Source organism: Cyclobacterium salsum, assembly GCF_010119245.1.
Lineage (GTDB): Bacteria > Bacteroidota > Bacteroidia > Cytophagales > Cyclobacteriaceae > Cyclobacterium > Cyclobacterium salsum.
On record NZ_WNKG01000005.1, the window covers coordinates 130,827 to 148,134 of the forward strand.

Annotated in this window: 14 protein-coding genes and 1 tRNA gene; 10 read left to right on the forward strand and 5 right to left on the reverse strand. The window is 45.0% G+C overall.

Annotated features, from left to right (window positions below; all coding sequences use genetic code 11):
* Positions 1-91 precede the first annotated feature (91 nt).
* The 5 genes from GJS45_RS09755 to GJS45_RS09775 all read left to right on the forward strand — a co-directional run bounded on the left by GJS45_RS09755 (position 92) and on the right by GJS45_RS09775 (position 8,737).
* Positions 92-679, forward strand: coding sequence for a transposase (locus tag GJS45_RS09755; protein ID WP_162341400.1), 588 nt, complete (start codon positions 92-94; stop codon positions 677-679).
* 260 nt (positions 680-939) lie between these two features.
* Positions 940-4,020 carry a SusC/RagA family TonB-linked outer membrane protein gene (locus GJS45_RS09760; RefSeq protein WP_162341402.1) on the forward strand — a complete coding sequence of 1,027 codons (3,081 nt, stop codon included), beginning with the start codon at positions 940-942 and terminating at the stop codon, positions 4,018-4,020.
* Positions 4,021-4,065: 45 nt separating this feature from the next.
* Entirely contained in the window at positions 4,066-5,811 is a 1,746-nt protein-coding gene (locus GJS45_RS09765; RefSeq protein WP_162341403.1) for a RagB/SusD family nutrient uptake outer membrane protein, read from the forward strand.
* Positions 5,812-6,769: 958 nt separating this feature from the next.
* Positions 6,770-7,246, forward strand: a complete 477-nt coding sequence (locus GJS45_RS09770; protein ID WP_162341405.1) for a c-type cytochrome — start codon at positions 6,770-6,772, stop codon at positions 7,244-7,246.
* A gap of 540 nt (positions 7,247-7,786) precedes the next feature.
* A complete protein-coding gene (locus GJS45_RS09775; RefSeq protein WP_235954716.1) occupies positions 7,787-8,737 on the forward strand; it encodes a Fic family protein in 951 nt (316 codons plus the stop codon).
* Between the two features lie 226 nt (positions 8,738-8,963).
* Here GJS45_RS09775 and GJS45_RS09780 read toward each other — a convergent pair whose 3' ends face one another.
* Positions 8,964-9,212, reverse strand: a complete 249-nt coding sequence (locus GJS45_RS09780; RefSeq protein WP_162341407.1) for a GIY-YIG nuclease family protein — start codon at positions 9,210-9,212, stop codon at positions 8,964-8,966.
* A 49-nt stretch (positions 9,213-9,261) separates the two neighbouring features.
* Positions 9,262-9,334 (reverse strand) — tRNA-Met (locus tag GJS45_RS09785).
* Positions 9,335-9,671: 337 nt separating this feature from the next.
* Here GJS45_RS09785 and era point away from each other — a divergent pair.
* Genes era through GJS45_RS09800 form a run of 3 tightly spaced genes read left to right on the forward strand, consistent with a single transcriptional unit; the run spans position 9,672 to position 12,424 of the window.
* Positions 9,672-10,562: a GTPase Era gene (gene era / locus GJS45_RS09790; protein WP_162341409.1), complete on the forward strand. Its 891-nt coding sequence runs from the start codon at positions 9,672-9,674 to the stop codon at positions 10,560-10,562.
* Positions 10,563-10,573: 11 nt separating this feature from the next.
* Complete coding sequence (der, locus tag GJS45_RS09795; RefSeq protein WP_162341411.1) at positions 10,574-11,887, forward strand: ribosome biogenesis GTPase Der; 1,314 nt, start codon at positions 10,574-10,576, stop codon at positions 11,885-11,887.
* A 3-nt stretch (positions 11,888-11,890) separates the two neighbouring features.
* Positions 11,891-12,424: a hypothetical protein gene (locus GJS45_RS09800; protein ID WP_162341413.1), complete on the forward strand. Its 534-nt coding sequence runs from the start codon at positions 11,891-11,893 to the stop codon at positions 12,422-12,424.
* Between the two features lie 119 nt (positions 12,425-12,543).
* On the opposite strand, the gene rsmG is transcribed toward GJS45_RS09800, so the two are convergent.
* Genes rsmG through GJS45_RS09815 form a run of 3 tightly spaced genes read right to left on the reverse strand, consistent with a single transcriptional unit; the run spans position 12,544 to position 14,924 of the window.
* A complete protein-coding gene (gene rsmG / locus GJS45_RS09805; protein WP_162341415.1) occupies positions 12,544-13,191 on the reverse strand; it encodes a 16S rRNA (guanine(527)-N(7))-methyltransferase RsmG in 648 nt (215 codons plus the stop codon).
* 3 nt (positions 13,192-13,194) lie between these two features.
* Positions 13,195-13,806 carry an RNA polymerase sigma factor gene (locus GJS45_RS09810; protein WP_162341417.1) on the reverse strand — a complete coding sequence of 204 codons (612 nt, stop codon included), beginning with the start codon at positions 13,804-13,806 and terminating at the stop codon, positions 13,195-13,197.
* A complete protein-coding gene (locus GJS45_RS09815; protein ID WP_162341419.1) occupies positions 13,797-14,924 on the reverse strand; it encodes a glycosyltransferase in 1,128 nt (375 codons plus the stop codon). Before GJS45_RS09815 ends, GJS45_RS09810 begins: the two co-directional genes overlap by 10 nt.
* Before the next feature lie 121 nt (positions 14,925-15,045).
* Here GJS45_RS09815 and tgt point away from each other — a divergent pair, with 121 nt between their 5' ends.
* Together tgt and GJS45_RS09825 are read left to right on the forward strand one after the other, a co-directional pair.
* Positions 15,046-16,176: a tRNA guanosine(34) transglycosylase Tgt gene (tgt, locus tag GJS45_RS09820; RefSeq protein WP_162341421.1), complete on the forward strand. Its 1,131-nt coding sequence runs from the start codon at positions 15,046-15,048 to the stop codon at positions 16,174-16,176.
* Positions 16,177-16,227: 51 nt separating this feature from the next.
* Positions 16,228-17,307: an LptF/LptG family permease gene (locus GJS45_RS09825; RefSeq protein WP_162341423.1), complete on the forward strand. Its 1,080-nt coding sequence runs from the start codon at positions 16,228-16,230 to the stop codon at positions 17,305-17,307.
* Position 17,308: the final 1 nt, after the last annotated feature.

A 17,308-nucleotide genomic window follows, 5' to 3' on the forward strand; every position in this document is an offset into this window, starting at 1 on the left:
TGTTACCTTACTTACCATACTGGTACTTGTCAGACGGTTTTGAACCGTCAGACAGGTACCGGTGCGGTTACGGTAATAAATTTCGAACCGTATGAGCCTGCAAGAAAACAAACTGTACCATTTCTACAATCAGGGTAATAATCGGCAAAGGATTTTCTTCTCAAGGGAAAACCATTTATACTTTCTCGAAAAGTTTAGAAAATATGTTTTGCCGCACTGTCAGGTACTTGCTTATTGCCTGATGCCTAATCACTTTCATTTTCTGATCAATACCACCAAAGACTCAATTGTCGAGATGCAAGTGGGAAGTTTGATGGTTTCTGCTTTGAACAATGGATTCAGACAGTTGCTCAGTTCGTACGCACAGGCCATCAATAAACAAGAAGGGCGATCGGGTTCGCTTTTTCGTCAAAAAACAAAAGCGAAATTATTGGAATACCGGGATGAGCATTATCCGCTTATATGTTTCCATTATATCCACCAAAATCCCTTACGGTCGGGTTTTGTTAGTAAATTGGAAGATTGGGAGTTCAGTTCTTTTACCGATTATTTGGGTATGAGAAATGGTTCTCGATGTGACCAGCAGGCTGTGATCGAGCTGCTTGATATATCAAAGGAGTTTTTTTATCAAGAGTCGTATCGGGTAATTCCGCCTGATGTGTCAGAAAAATTGTTTTGATCGGTCTAAATCGGTCTGACGGTTTTGAACCGTCTGACCGATATACCGATATAAATTCAAATTGATCGATTTTTTACGTTTCGATTATACTTTTCAGCCGACTATTAAGTTTTTTTTAATTCGTGTTTCTGGAAGCTAACCCATGCCACACCGCATCATTGTTTGGCCTACTTTTGCCACTGGGTAATAAAAATACCAATGCCCATTACCTTTTAAATCAGCCAGGTAACAGTCTATTAATCAACCAACACCAACGTTTTATGGATCTACGAGTACACGTATCAAAACTCCGCTTTGCCGCCGCATGTTCTATCCTCTGGGCGGGATTAGCTACCAGCCCTGTCCCACTCAAAGCAGCAGCTTTAGGGACCGAAATTGGAGCAAAGAGTTCCAAAGTTGACCAGGAAACCCTGCTCCAGCCAATTAGCGGAACCGTAACCGATGAAACCGGCATGCCACTACCGGGTGCGATCATTCTGGTAAAAGGTGCTACCACCGGAACAGTCACCGACCTGGATGGGAAATTTTCCTTGGATGTGCCGGAAGGTGCCATTCTTCAGGTTTCCTACGTAGGGTACATGGGCAGGGAAATCGAAGTCAACGGGCAATCCATCCTGGAAATTCAATTGGAACCGGACGCTACCCAGTTAGAAGAAATGGTCGTAGTAGGCTATGGTACCCAAAAGCGGTCAGATGTGACCGGAGCCATTGGTTCTGTAAAAAGCGAAGACTTTAACCGGGGAGTGATCACCAATCCGGTGGATCTGCTGCAAGGAAAAATCGCCGGGGTAAATATCACCTCGACCAGTGGCGAACCGGGAGCCAATCAAAACGTAATCATCCGGGGAATTGGGAGTTTGCGATCCGGCACGCAACCCCTGTATGTGTTGGACGGATTTCTGCTGGATAATTCCGATACCGGCATTGCCTCTAACCCGCTTAATTTTTTAAATCCCAATGACATTGAAAGCATCGATGTGTTGAAGGATGCGAGTGCCACGGCACTGTACGGTTCCAGAGCTTCGAATGGGGTAGTGGTAATCACTACCAAGAAGGGGAAATCAGGAGCCTCTCAGGTGAACCTTTCCGCTTCCACTGCCTGGTCGTCCATGGCCAGCCAGATAGATGTCTACGATGCGGATGAATTTCGTCGACAGGTGCAAGCCGTGGGCGGTGCCCTGGAAGATTTTGGAGGAAACACCCATTGGCAGGATGAATTGACCCAGGTTGGACGCTCTCAGGATTACAACCTTTCCATGAGTGGTGCCAATAAAGGGAGCTTCTCTTATTTCGCCTCATTGGGCTATCAAGAGCAGGAAGGAATTTTGAAAAATAGTAAATTGAAACGCTATTCGGGAAAGCTGAATATGAATCAAAAGGCTTTTGAGGGGAGATTGATCGTAGACTATAATCTGACTGCCTCCTTTACCGAAAACCTAAGGCCAGCGATTGGTTCCATCACCAGTGACATGCTGTATTTGAATCCGACCATCCCTGCCTACACGAATGGGGAACCCACCCTGCTCAATACCAATGCCCTCAATCCTCTGAAGCGAAATGAGCTCTATAGTGATGACGCGGGGAACAATCGAATCTTAGGGACTATTTCCCCCTCTTTCGAAATATTGGACGGACTTACCTATAAGTTGAATCTGGGAGTGGATTATTCCAATACGGCCCGATACATCCAATACCGGCCTTTCACAGAAGTAGTAAACGAATCCAATGTCTCGGACGGCACCTTGGATGAATTGACCACGGCCAATACCAACAGCCTGGTAGAGAATACGCTAACCTACAACTGGAACAACTACCAGCACCATTTCACGGTCTTGGCTGGACATTCCTACCAAACCTTTCTGGATGAATTCAGAAGGACTGCTTCCAGAGGCTTTGCTGCAAACAACATTGACCCGCGCTATCAGGATCATAACAGTACCAGTGAATTTCCGACGACGGTCAACTCCTCTGCTACCCGCAATGAACTGCAATCCTTCTTTGGCAGGTTGAATTATACCTTTTCCGAAAAGTACTTGTTTACGGCTACTTTCCGAGCAGACGGTTCCTCCAAGTTTGGGGATAACAACAAATACGGCTATTTCCCTTCGTTCGCTCTGGGATGGAATTTGAGCAAGGAAGATTTTATGGCCAACTCGGGTTTCGACAACTTGAAACTCCGAACCAGCTGGGGCCAAACGGGCAACCAGGAGATTCCTTCGAAAATCACCAAAGCAAGTTTCTCGGAGGATCGACTGGCTACCGGCGCGGGTAGCCTTAGTACCTACCCAATCGATACCGATGGCAATACCCTGGATAGCTATCCGTACGGAATTGTTTTCACGCGATTGGCCAACCCAAATCTACAGTGGGAGGTATCGACTCAATTTGACGTAGGCGTTGACTTTGCGTTTCTCGACAATCGATTGACCGGTACATTGGATTATTTTAACAAGGTGTCATCCAATATATTGCTGGAGGTAGTTCCCGCCGACCCGGTACAGCCTACCTCTACTTTCTGGGACAATATTGACAACATGAAAATATTCAACAGTGGCGTTGAACTGGCCTTGAATTACAGCAGTATGCCCCAACGAGACTTTTCCTATGACATCGGAGGAAACATCACCTTGATCCAAAATGAAGTTCGGGATTCCCCTTACTCGGTTTTGACCACAGGAGCGGCTCAAGGTGCCGGACAGACAGGCGCGACCATCAATGGCTACATCAATAATCAGCCTATTGGCGCATTTTACATGCTGCAGTTTGACGGGATCGGTGAAGACGGACTGAACCGATTCGTAGATACCAACGGAGATGGAGAAATCCTGGACAATGACCGGGCAGTAGTCGGAAGCGCCATTCCGAAGGTCATCTACGGAATCAACACCAATTTTAGATACAGGAGCTTTGATATGGGTTTGAACTTCAATGGGACAGCAGGAAATAAAATCTACAATCACACGACCATGTCACTCTTTACCAAGGCCCAGCTTTCAAGGTCCAATAATACGACTGATTTTGCAGTACAATTTCCAGAAGAGTCATTCAACAACTCCAATACGGTATCAACCCGTTTCCTGGAAAGCGGTGCCTTCTTCAGGCTAAACAATGCTACGTTGGGATACAATGTACAGCCAAATCGTCTGGGAGTGGGCAATGCGTTTCAAGCCATCCGCCTTTCGGTGACTGGCCAAAACCTGTTTGTCATCACCAACTACTCAGGGTTTGATCCGGAGGTCAACACAGGAGCTACCTCAGGCGGAATCCAAACATTCGGTATTGACCGATTTACTTACCCTCGGGCGAGGACTTTTATGGTCAACCTGAACGTAACATTTTAAATAAACCTGTAGATAAAATTCAACCTACCAGAAAATAAGAATCGTATGAAAACTATCAGATATCATAAATTATTGCCAACGTTCGCTTTCATTCTGGCTTTCTTCAGTTGCACGACATTGGATGAAGAAATTCTCGATGAATCGCTGACAGGAACGGGGCAGGCAGAGGTCGTCAGTGGGTCCATAGCCCCGGTTTATGGCATGCTACGTCAAGTATGGTTGCACACCGTAAATTTTGGCTTGCAGGAAGTCGCATCGGATGAGGGAATTCTCCCCTACCGGGGCGGGACAGACTGGTTTGATGGTGGAAAATTTATCGCAATACACCAGCACCTGATGACTCCCGGCAATAGCTTGGTGGGAGATTCCTGGACCTTTATTACCTTGACTTTATCCAGAGCTGTAGCCGCAGAGGAGCTATTGCGGTTGGAAGTGGAAAACGGGAATACCAATGCCCAAAACCCCTTGTACGAGATGATTGCCATGAAGGCCTATCTCAATATGCTCGCCATGGATAATTGGGGGCTTGTATTCAAAAAGGATGATTCTGACCAGCAATCGGAGATTCTAAGAAGACAAGAGGCCTTTGATTATTTAGAGTCAGAGCTGCTTTCGGTAGCCGATGTCATCAGTAGCAACAATGGTCCCGGACGCATGAATAAGTTTGCTGTAGAAGCATTGCTCGCTCGCTTGTATTTGAATGCAGCGGTTTATCGCGATCCATATGGAACGCCGGACTTCAGATCGGAAGACCTGGATAAAGTCATCCAATATACCACGAATATCATCAACGGACCATACTCCCTGTCACCTGAGTACTTTGACTTGTTTAATGACGATAACGATACCAATCCGGAAATTATTTTTTCCCTGGATCAGCGCGGGGTACTTCAAACAGAACACAGCAGATGGCAATATTGGTCCATCTCGGGAGACCTTACACCCAGACCGGAATTTCCAAACACCCGAGGCACAGATGCCGTTGCAGCCACTCCTGACTTTATTCAAACTTGGTATGATGCCTATGGGGAGGTTGATCCTGCAGAAGCAGATGCACGGTTTTTCCAGGAAAATACCCTTATTCCAGAAAATCTCAGGGATTTGAGCGATGTAAACCCGACGAATGACGCTGACCATTACTATTGTGTGGACGCAGAAGCATTTGAAATTAATCGGGGGTTTCTTAGGGGCATCATTTGGGGCCCCAGAAAGGATGACAGTGGAAATATACTAACCTGTGAGGATGGAAAGATACGAATCTACCCGGTGATCAACCGAAGAAGCAGCGGGGCCGACATCCGCTACGTGGACCATACCTTCCAGGTAGATTTCAGCAGTGAAGGAAGCCTTCACAACACAGGGCATCGCTTCTCCAAATACCAATTCAGCCGAACAGCACCCAACTGCTGCACCAACAGTAGCGTGGACATTGTGTTGATCCGATTGGGCGAGATCTATCTGATGCGTGCGGAGGCCAAATTGCGCAAAGGGGATAATGCCGGTGCACTCGCCGATGTGAATACCCTGCGAACCTCCAGAAATGCCCGACCTGCTCAGACACCTGCTCCGTTGAATGCCATCGATATGGATATTCTTTTCCGGGAGTCAGGCTTTGAACTCTATTGGGAAGGCCTTCGGAGAGTTTATCAAATCAGGTACGGAAAATACGAGGACAACTGGACGGGAAAAACCGACAGCGACCCAAACAAACGACTGTTTCCCATCCCGCAACGAGCAATCGACGGAGCCTCCAATGAAGAAGGTTTCCTGGTTCAAAACCCGGGGTATTGATCGCATTTCGGTTTGATAGATTACAAAAGCCGGTGGGGATTTCCTTACCGGCTTTTTTTGGTTGGGCTCCATGCCCCCAAAGCTTACGATAAATCAGATCCCTAATTTCTTCCGGGGAATGGACGCAAACCAAACGCCATGGAGCGCTGGTCTACTACCCGCTATTCCACCAAGGGGCTTTATTGAATCGTGATTTCCGCTGGTGATGTAAAATCACATCCCATATTCCCCGATTTACCCTCACAAAATTCGCAGTAAAGCCTATCTAAGAGGAATACCCTTCCCTATGCCTCTGCTTCTTTAGATTTTCAAGACAAAGGTATTTAAGTTTTTATGCTGCGGATGGTGGCGTATTGGTCCGTTTTGGGATTGAATAACCCTCTATAAGTCTGGCAAATGTCACGCAGGATAGCCTTCGTGTAAAATGAATTTCGGGAAGAAATGCACGTTCGATCTCTGCAGATTGCACGAGCGAGCTCGAAGGGGAGCCCATCAGCAGATATGCGGCAGTAAACACGAGCAGGACAAAAAACTTCGCTGTCAAATTGGGTGAGAATTAAGGAGTTGGGAAAAGAAGGGGGGTTGGCCTTTCGAAGAGCTCTCCTTCGAAACGGACGCGATAGCTAGAAGGGAAGTAGGTGGAAAGCCGGATGCTTTTGATTTACTACATCGAACGCTGTCTCCCGCACAACAGCACTTTGTCACCAATATCAATTTAGGAAATGGAAAAAACCATACAGTCAATTTCAGGAAGGAGGTAGTAAAAATGCGCATCTCCTATTTCCAGAAACTACTGAAGGCATCTCCCGCAGGTAGTGTTTTGCCATTTGTAAAGTAACTTCATGAGTAAAGTCAATGACAGGTCTTACTTAAATCATTGTTGTTCTGTAGCTTAGATATTACCTTCATTTTTATTAGACAGTAGGATGTATTAGATCTTTCATAAAAACAATCGTGTATGTTTCATATAAAGAAAAAGAAAACCGTTAGCACCGCATTAAGTAGATTAGTGCTGTTTATCGCAGTATGTGGGGGATTATTTGTGAGTAGTTGTAACTCGCAGGAGCGTGGTTTTGCGCTACCTGAGGGTGAGATTGAACTAGGAAAAGCGACCTATACGAGATTGGCATGTAATGCATGCCATAGTATTTCAGGGATTGCCTGGCAGGGAGAAAATGATGGTCTTAGAATACCGCTCGGCGGTGAAGTAAGCACTCAAAAATCCTATGGAGAATTAGTCACTTCGGTCATCAACCCTTCCCATAAAATTGCGTGGATATACAAAGAAAATGCCCGTACCGAAGAAGGTCTTTCCAAGATGAAGAATTACAACGAGGTTATGACCGTACAGGAACTGATTGATTTGGTTGCTTTTCTTCAATCGGAGTATCAGGTGACTGCACCCGCAACAGATTACCACCCGTATCTGTATTGACGGGAAGCATTGGGAGTGAAAAAAAGTTGAAAGGTGGTTTAGTTTAGGAAGGGATTTTTGGAGCTAACTTTTATTTTAGAAGATCACTTGCAAATATCATTTTTGAACGCGTGCAAGTGCTGTCATTCTTAGGTAGGACACATTTTTTAGCACAAAAAATAAGTTGGGTTATTGGTTGTTTTATCATTTCTTCGGTTGTAAAGCGGTGGAATATGATACGCCCGAAGAAATCATCCATGGGAAAGAAGATGCAAAAGGCTTGAAGGAACTGGTGGAGGAAAACCGGAAGGACTTGGAAACATTGGAGCTAATGTTAAAGAAATGAAAAAATCTTAACAATGCGTACTTACAATGTAAAAGAATCGCATTTTTTTTACATTAGTGTATTACAATATAAAGAAAATCAAAAAATCTTTACACTGAAAATGTCCTGGACACCCACCGCTTCCGTACCATGCAGAGCTTGAGACGAAGCCTGTACTCAGAGCCCTCAATCAGGCACACCGTGCACTGGCTGAGCTCAAAGGTGTTGCACGCAGCATTCCACGTCAGGATATCCTAATTAATTCACTGGCCATTCAGGAGGCAAAAGATAGTTCGGAAGTGGAAAATATTGTCACCACGCATGATGAACTCTACCGCTCCACTCTTGGCCTCGATTTTGATGTTTCCCCGCAGGCCAAAGAAGTAAAAAATTATGTGGCGGCCCTCAAGCGCGGATACGACATTGTCACACGGCATCACCTACTCACTTCCAATCACATACTAGAGATACAGGCCGTGTTGGAAGCAAATGATGCTGGTTTCCGCAGACTGCCCGGCACAGCACTCAAGCACCAGCAAACTGGGGAGGTGGTGTACAGCCCACCACAAGCGTACGATGATATTCTAAAGCTGATGCAGAACCTTGAGCAGTTTATCAACGATCCGGAGATGAGTGAACTCGATCCCATCGTCAAGATGGCTGTTATCCACTTTCAATTTGAGAGCATCCATCCCTTTTACGATGGCAATGGCCGCACCGGTCGTATCATTAATATCCTTTACCTGGTGCTTCAAGGACTTCTTGACCTGCCCATTCTGTACCTCAGCCGCTTCATTATTGAGAACAAAAGCGAATACTACCAACACTTGCAAACGGTGAGGACAACCGATGAGTGGGAAGCCTGGCTGCTGTACATGGTGCGTGGAGTAGAGCAGACCGCCCTTAGTACCATGACCAAAGTGGAACAAATAAAAGCAGCCATGCTAGCACTAAAAAATGTACTCCGTGACCGCTATAAATTTTACAGTCAAGACCTGCTCAACCACCTCTTCCGGCAGCCTTATACCAAAATAGAATATGTACAGGAAGCCCTTCGCATCAGCCGCCCCACCGCTGCCGGTTACCTCAACCAACTGGCCAAAGATGGCGTGATCATTAAAAAGGTGAGCAAACCCAATTATTATATCAATCCTTACTTGATCAATGCCCTGACCTATAATAATTAGACGAAATGAAAAATTTGGAAAATCAAAAGGATCTGATGGATCTTGAAAAAATATTGAATTAAATATTAATCATTTATTTCCTTTATGGCAATTCTTATTCCACCTTTAGAAAAAATGCTTACCGCAAAAGTTAAACCGGAGCATGTTGAACTTCAGTGAAATGGGACTTGAATTCCAAGGATTAGAACAGGCATTGTGTTCGCCGCGGCGGGTAGGGTCCCTGGATTTATTTTTCAGGAATTAATCTCCGGATAAATTCTCTTCCTACCCCAGTTTTTAGGTGCTTTTCTCTATCCATGGCCTCTTTTTTGGATTCAAAAGTTTCGGTATGGATAAGCTTCCAGGGTCGAAACGCAATCGTCCATCCGGTTGTACCCAGCTCGTTATGTGAGATCAGGCGTTTTTCCAGATCAGAGGTAAACCCGATATAGATTTTATCAAATTTTTCGCTGTAAAGGGCATATACGGTAAACATGGTGCTAAAAATAACAAAAAAAAGGCACTGTTTCCAGTGCCTTCGAAAGTAGCGGGAACAGGACTCGAACCTGTGACCTTTGGGTTATGAGCCCAACGAGCTACCAACTGCTCCATCCCGCGATATATTTTTAATTCAAGATTTCAATTTTAAGGACTCGAACCTGTGTCCGCCGCGGCGGATATGAGCCCAACGAGCTACCAACTGCTCCATCCCGCGATATATTTTTAATTCAAGATTTCAATTTTAAGGACTCGAACCTGTGTCCGCCGCGGCGGATATGAGCCCAACGATCCGCCGGGGCGGATCCATCCCGCGATATATTTTTAAAATAGTTATAATCGCTTTTCAGTATTTTATACGGCAGCAAACGTTTTTTGTTGCCCTTTGCTTTATTGTGGTACAAAGGTAAGGACATATTCTCAAAAATCAAGTACCTTTGTAAAAAAAAATGAGTCCATGTCCGAAAGTAACCATAAAGCAGGCTTTGTCAATATCATAGGAAAACCCAATGTGGGAAAGTCTACCCTGATGAATGCCCTCTTGGGTGAAAAGCTCTCCATCATATCCTCAAAAGCCCAGACCACCCGCCACCGGATTTTGGGGATCATGAACGAACCCGAATACCAGATCGTCTTTTCGGATACCCCCGGAATGCTGAAACCGAAGTACGAATTGCACAAAAGCATGATGAGCTTCGTGAACCTTTCCCTGGAAGATGCCGACTTGATTGTGTTCGTGACGGATTTGTTTGAAGACGATACGGATATAGAAGAAATCATTCAGAAAATCAATGCTGCCGGAGTGCCGGTACTATTGGTAATCAATAAGATAGACCTCAATAAGGAAGAAAAACTGCAGGAAGTGACCGCTTACTGGCAGGAAAGAATTCAGGCCGTGGAAACCATCCCGGTATCTGCGCTTGAAAACTTTAATATACAAAAAATCTTACAGGAAATCCTGGATCGGATGCCGGTGCACCCACCGTTTTATGATAAGGAAGAACTAAGTGATCGTCCGGAACGGTTTTTTGCTTCGGAAATCATTCGGGAAAAAATATTCACCCAGTACAAAAAGGAAATACCCTACAGCTCGGAGGTGCGGGTGGAGGAATTTGAGGAAACGGATAAACTGATCCGCATGCGGGCCATTATTTACGTGGAGCGACAGAGCCAAAAAGGCATCATCATCGGGGATAAGGGAAATGCACTGAAAAGGGTGGGAACAAAAGCCCGGGAGGAAATGGAGCAATTTTTTGGAAAGAAAGTTTTCCTGGAAACCTATGTCAAGGTGGAGGAAAACTGGCGAAAAAATAAAAACAAACTTAGAAAATTTGGTTACGACCAATAAAACAGTAGCATATGGCTAATATAGTAGCAATTGTAGGGAGACCTAACGTGGGAAAATCCACGCTTTTTAACCGGCTCGTTGAAGAGCGGAAAGCCATCGAAGATAATCTTAGTGGGGTGACCAGAGACAGGCATTACGGCCATGCACAGTGGGGAGGAAAGTTCTTTTCTGTTATCGATACCGGAGGGTATGTCACGGGTTCGGATGATATTTTTGAAAAAGAAATCCGGAAACAGGTACGCCTGGCCATTGATGAAGCCTCGGTGATTCTATTTGTGGTAGACTGCCTGGATGGCCTGACCGATTTGGATACTGAATTTGCCAAAGAACTCAGGGGCACGGACAAACCGCTGTTTATGGTGGCCAATAAGGCGGATAACCTGGATAAAATGCTAACGGCTAATGAATTTTATGCCCTGGGCATTGGGGAGGAAACCATTTTCCCTATTTCTTCTTCCAGCGGCAGTGGAATTGGTGACCTGCTGGATGAGGTGATCCAAAAATTTCCGGATGAAGGAGAAGAAGACCCCGACGAGGGAGTTCCCAAACTATCCATTTTAGGGAGGCCTAATGTGGGTAAATCATCTTTTCTTAATGCGCTGATTGGAAAAGAACGATCCATTGTTACCGATGAAGCAGGTACTACCCGGGATGCGATCCATACCCGTTATCAATTGTATGGGAAGGATTACATCCTTACCGACACGGCAGGAATCCGTAAAAAAGCGAAGGTTAAAGAAGATATTGAGTTTTATTCCGTCATGCGTTCCTTGCGAACGCTGGAAGACTCGGATGTGGTGATCGTTATGGTGGACGCTAGCCGTGGACTGGAAGCCCAGGATGTCAACCTGATTTCCCTGGCCATCAAAAATAATAAAGGGATCATGATCATGGTGAATAAATGGGATTTGATTGAAAAAGATCACAAGACCATGCAAACCTTTAAGGATGACATGACCAATAAGCTAGGGGAAAACAAATGGATCCCGATCATCTTTATCTCCGCATTGACCAAGCAACGAATTTTTCAGGCCATGGAACTGGCCATGAGGGTATATGAAAATAAACACCGGAAAGTCCCCACTTCCAAGTTGAACGAGTTGTTACTGCCGGAAATAGAAAAATACCCCCCGCCGGCAAACAAGGGGAAATACATCAAAATCAAATACATCACCCAATTGCCGACCAAGAATCCGGTGTTTGCCTTTTTCTGCAACTTGCCCCAATACATCAAATCCCCCTATACGCGGTTTTTGGAAAACAGGCTGCGGGAAAATTTTGATTTTGAAGGGGTTCCTGTCAAAATTACCTATAAAAAGAAATAAATTATGAAAAGACTGCTTTCATTATCGTTTTTCGGATTGATGCTGTTGTTTGGGTGCGAATCGACAGAGGAAACGCCGGAGCAGGGTCAATTATCGGCTGGGGTTTGGACCCTTCAGGAAGCCAGTGTACAGGCTTCTGGCAGGGCGATAATTCCCGGTACACAAAATTCGGTCCCGGTCTCCATTACCGGTACCGGTGAGGACTACCAAATGACCGTGAATTTTGGGGAAAACCCTCAAACGGTACAAGCAGCGGGAGGCTTTGTGTTTCTTGTGGAAGTAAGTGCGATCGGCTTGCCGTTAGCAGAGGAGCGCTTTCCAATCAGCGGAGATCAAAACTTTGCCGGCACCTGGGAGCTTAAAGACGGGCAACTGCTAATGGAAGACCAGGACGATACCTTTGCAATGGATATACTCGAATTTACATCCAATCGGCTGCGGGTTGCTACCACTCCTGATGTTTCGGATTTCGAACAATTTGAAATAGATGGGCTTACCGTAGAAGAAGCAACGGCGGAATTTCTGTTGGTCAGGTAATCGGTTTCTTCGTATTAAATGATCCACATCAGGACTAGTCGTTGACTATCTTTTTCAACGCGTACAGCGTTAATTGTATAAATTCAATTTTAGAGTAGGCGTCATTAAAAGAATAAATATTACCTTTTCCCCTCGTAAGGAATGTAAATCACTTTTTTGGTTTCAAAGAAGGGCTCTTTAAAATAATCTTCCAGAAAATAGGGAACGTAATTCAGGTCCAGTGCCTCCAATTCTTCGTCTACTTCTCCTCCTTTCAGGTAAAAAACCCCATTGGGAAAGTCTTTATGTATATCTTCTTTCCTGAATTTGCGCTGCACCCAGGGGTAGAATTTTTCCATTTGGGTAACGGCCCTGCTGACGACAAAATGATAGGTTCGGTTTAAGCTTTCTGCCCTTGCCTGTTGTGCTTCCACGTTTTTTAAGCCCAACTGCCGGGCTACATCTTTGACCACCGCAATCTTTTTCCCGATAGAATCTACCAAATGGAAGTGTGCTTCAGGAAACAAGATGGCCAGCGGAATGCCTGGAAAACCTCCTCCGGTGCCGATGTCGAGGACCTTGGTACCCGGTGAAAATGCGATGACTTTAGCAATGCCCAGTGAATGCAAGACGTGGTGGATGTAGAAATGATCCATGTCCTTTCTGCTGATCACATTGATCTTGGAATTCCAGTCCTGATAAAGGGCCGCCAATTGCTCCATCTGTTCCACCTGAGGGTGACTTAGGTTCTCGAAATAGGACTGAATCAGCGAATGGTCTGGATTCATGGTTTAGATATGCTTGTTTTTTCCCTGGGCGATTTCAAAAAGTAATTCCCTGGAGCGGTGTAACTGGGCCTTTACCGTACCAAGAGGTTTCCCCAATTCCGCTGCAATTTCATCATAGGAAAGCTCGTCAAAATACCTCAATTTCACTAATTTTCGGTATTTGGCGGGAAGTTTGGATACGAAAAGACGCACCATTTCTTTTCGTTGGGATTTGATATATTCATCCTGAGGATTGTTGTCATCATCTTCAATATCGATGGTAACGGAATTGCCACCATCATCCGTCATGGTATTGTTCAGGCTCATGGTTTTGAGCTTCTTTTTGCGGATAAAATCGATGGCATTATTCGTGGCAATCCGAAAAAGCCAGGTGCTAAACGTATAGTCTTTTTTGAACTTATGAAGGTTTCGGAATGCCTTGGCAAATGCTTCCATGGTCAGGTCTTCGGCATCATCAGCGTCCCGGATCATTTTTAGGATCATGAAATAAACGGCTTTCTTATAACGCTTCATCAGTGAGGCATAGGCCTGCTGATCTTTTTCCCTGACCGCCTTATCGATCAGTTCAAAATCCTCCAATGCTTTATCTGAAAATCCTCGTTCGTTTATTTCCATTTAATCGTTTTTGAAAGGTAGCCTTGCACACCCAGAACCCAATAATTCACCATGTACATCAAATCGAAAAACAGGGTCCAAATCACTTTTCCTTTGCCTTCTAATTTTTTTCTGGCTTTGCCGATGATATAATATTGAAGCATGGCTCTTGCCAAAACTAACCCCAATACCAAGGCAATTGGTTCCCAGGAGGTGTCAAGAATAACAATCCCGAGGCCTGCAAACCAAAACACCAAATGACTTAACGTATACAGTCCCAATTTTAGTTTGTCTTTCGCCTGGTAATATTTTCCCGCATGAAAATGCCGCTTTTTTTGCACAAAATATTCCTTGAAACTGGTTTTGGGTTCTGACACGGTGATGCTTTCCGGATGAGCTACGATGGCCGTATTTTTTGAATTTGCATATCGGTTTACAAACAAATCATCATCTCCTCCTTCAATATGCCAAAGGGATTTAAAGGCCTTTTTCTCCATAAAAAAATCCTTACGGTAACAAAGATTCCTTCCCACGCCCATAAACGGGGATTTCCAATAACCGAAGGAAAAATAATAAACCGCAGTCATCAGGGTTTCAAACTGAATGATTTTATTGAGCAAGCCCGGCAAGGCCAGGTAGGAACCGTGGCCCAGCACAAAGGTCTTTTGATCGTTCCTTATGGGAGCCGACATTCTTTTGATCCAATTTAAGGAAACGGGCCGGCAATCGGCATCTGTCAACAACACGGTATCGTATGCGGAAACTTTTATCCCCAGCGTAAGGGCATATTTTTTAGAAGTCAGGTGTGCCGGGGTGTACCGGATGGTTACTGACCGGAGATTAGCATATTCCTTTGTGAAAGTAGCTAGTAGTTCCTCTGATCCGTCCGTAGAACGGTCGTTAACGACGACTACTTCAAAATCGGGGTAATCCTGCTGCATCAGCAGGGGAAGGAGGTCCTTTAGATGTGCCGCTTCATTTTTAGCTGCGATGATAATGGATACCCCACTCGTATTCAAATCCAGGTCTTGCTCTCCTTTATCTTTATAGAATAAGGCAAACCTGCCGAAAACAAAGAGTAAATAGGTAAACTGAATTCCTGTAGCCAAAAAAAACAGCCCCCAAATTATCATTTCCATAGTATTCCGCTCAGTAGGTAGGGTAGATTAAATCAAAAATTTCGTTTCTTTTGCAGAAATGCCCCTATTTTTGTGCCCAAATATACGGAGTAAATGGGGGATTTTTCAATGAAAGTCAGGAATGAAATTTAAACTTCTACAAAAGGATCCGGCTACCAAAGCCAGGGCTGGGAAAATCCAAACCGACCACGGGGAAATCAAAACCCCCATCTTTATGCCGGTGGGTACCGCCGGATCTGTCAAAGCAGTACACCAGCGGGAATTGACGTATGATGTGAAGGCTCAGATCATATTGGGCAACACCTATCACCTATACCTTCGGCCGGGGCTGGAGGTCCTGGAAACTGCCGGCGGCTTGCATAAATTTATGGGCTGGTCCGCTCCGATCCTTACCGATAGTGGTGGTTATCAGGTGTTTTCGCTGGCAGGTAGTCGTAAAATATCCGAAGAAGGTGTCTTGTTTCAATCCCATATCGACGGATCCAGGCACCATTTCACACCTGAATCAGTCATGGATGTCCAACGTACCATCGGTGCTGATATCGTCATGGCCTTTGATGAATGTACGCCTTACCCCTGTGAGCGGAGTTATGCCAAAACTTCCATGGACCTGACCCATCGCTGGTTAAAGCGATGCATGGAACGATTTGACACGACCTCGGGGAAATATGGGTATCAACAAGCCCTTTTTCCCATTGTGCAGGGGAGTACTTACAAAGACCTGAGAAAAGATGCCGCCCGATTTGTAGCCGATCAGGACCGGGAGGGGAATGCCATCGGGGGACTTTCGGTAGGGGAACCGGCCGAATTGATGTATGAAATGACGGATCTGGTAACGGACCTTTTGCCCGAAGAAAAACCCAGGTACCTGATGGGCGTGGGTACGCCTGCTAATATACTGGAAGGGATCACGCTGGGCATCGATATGTTTGACTGTGTCATGCCCACCCGAAATGCCAGAAACGGCATGTTGTTCACGACGGAAGGGATTATCAATATCCGTAATGAAAAATGGAAATTGGATTTTGCGCCGCTGGATACAGGATTTCAATCGTATGTGAGTAACTTTTACACCAAAAGCTACCTGCGTCACCTGACCATTAGCAAAGAAATGCTCGCCGCTCAGATTGCAAGCATTCATAATTTATCCTTTTACCTTTGGCTCACCGAGCAGGCGCGGGAACACATTCAGTCCGGGAACTTCTTATCCTGGAAAACGGATATGGTAGAAAAAGTAAACAGGCGATTATAAACTTAGCTTGGATTTATCCGTTTTTCAAAACGATATAAAAGAACCGTTGAAATGAAGTTACTGGACAAACTTATCATTAGAGATTTTCTCAAAACCTACCTTTTCGTGGTTTTGATGTTGATCCTGATTGTGCTGGTGCTGGACTTTACGGAAAAAAACGACACCTACATCCGTAATAATGTCCCTACCAATGAAGTGCTTCAGTACATGATGAATTACGGATTGTATCTTAATAATTTGCTTACTCCGATAACCGTTTTCATTTCAGTCATTTTTATTACCTCAAAAATGGCTGGCAGGACCGAGATAATCGCCATTTTGAGTAGCGGGGTAAGTTTTTTACGGATGATGGTTCCGTTTTTATTTTCTGCTTTATTGATAGCTGTCGTCAGTTTTTTGCTCAATGGCTGGGTGCTGCCCGTAGCAACGGCCGGGGTTTCGGAGTTCAAGGAAGAATACCTGGATAAACAATACCAATCCAATCAGCAAAACATTCATATTAAAGTAGCTTCGGATCCGGAGGTGTATGCCTACATTTCCAGGTACTATACTTCCGTCAATACGGGCCGTGATTTCACGTTAGAGCGCATTGATTCCGGGAGATTGGTATCCAAGTTTTCGGCGGATCGCATTGTATGGGATACGGCTAAGAATGTCTGGAGCGCCCGGAATTGGAAGTTGCGTGAATTGAAAGAAATGAAGGAAAACTGGTCTACCGGAGATGAGATGGATACAACGCTGTCGATCACTCCGGCTGACTTTGATCTTCCGCTAAATCACCATGAGACCCTTACCCTTCCCGAGTTGACCGATCAAATTCAAATTCTGGAAGAGCGGGGTGCGGATAATATCAGCTATTACCGGATTGAAAAATATGTACGCTTTATGTCTCCTTTTGCGGCCATCCTACTCACCTTTATAGGGGTGATCGTGTCGGCGAAAAAAACAAGGGGTGGATCCGGATTTAAGATTGCACTGGGGTTCCTATTGGCCTTTGTGTATATCATACTTTTTTTACTTTCCCGAACATTTGCCGAAGCAGGAACTGCCTATCCCGTATTAGCTGTCTGGATACCCAATATCGTTTTTGGACTTACGGGACTGGTTTTGTACAAGACCGTTCCCCGTTGAT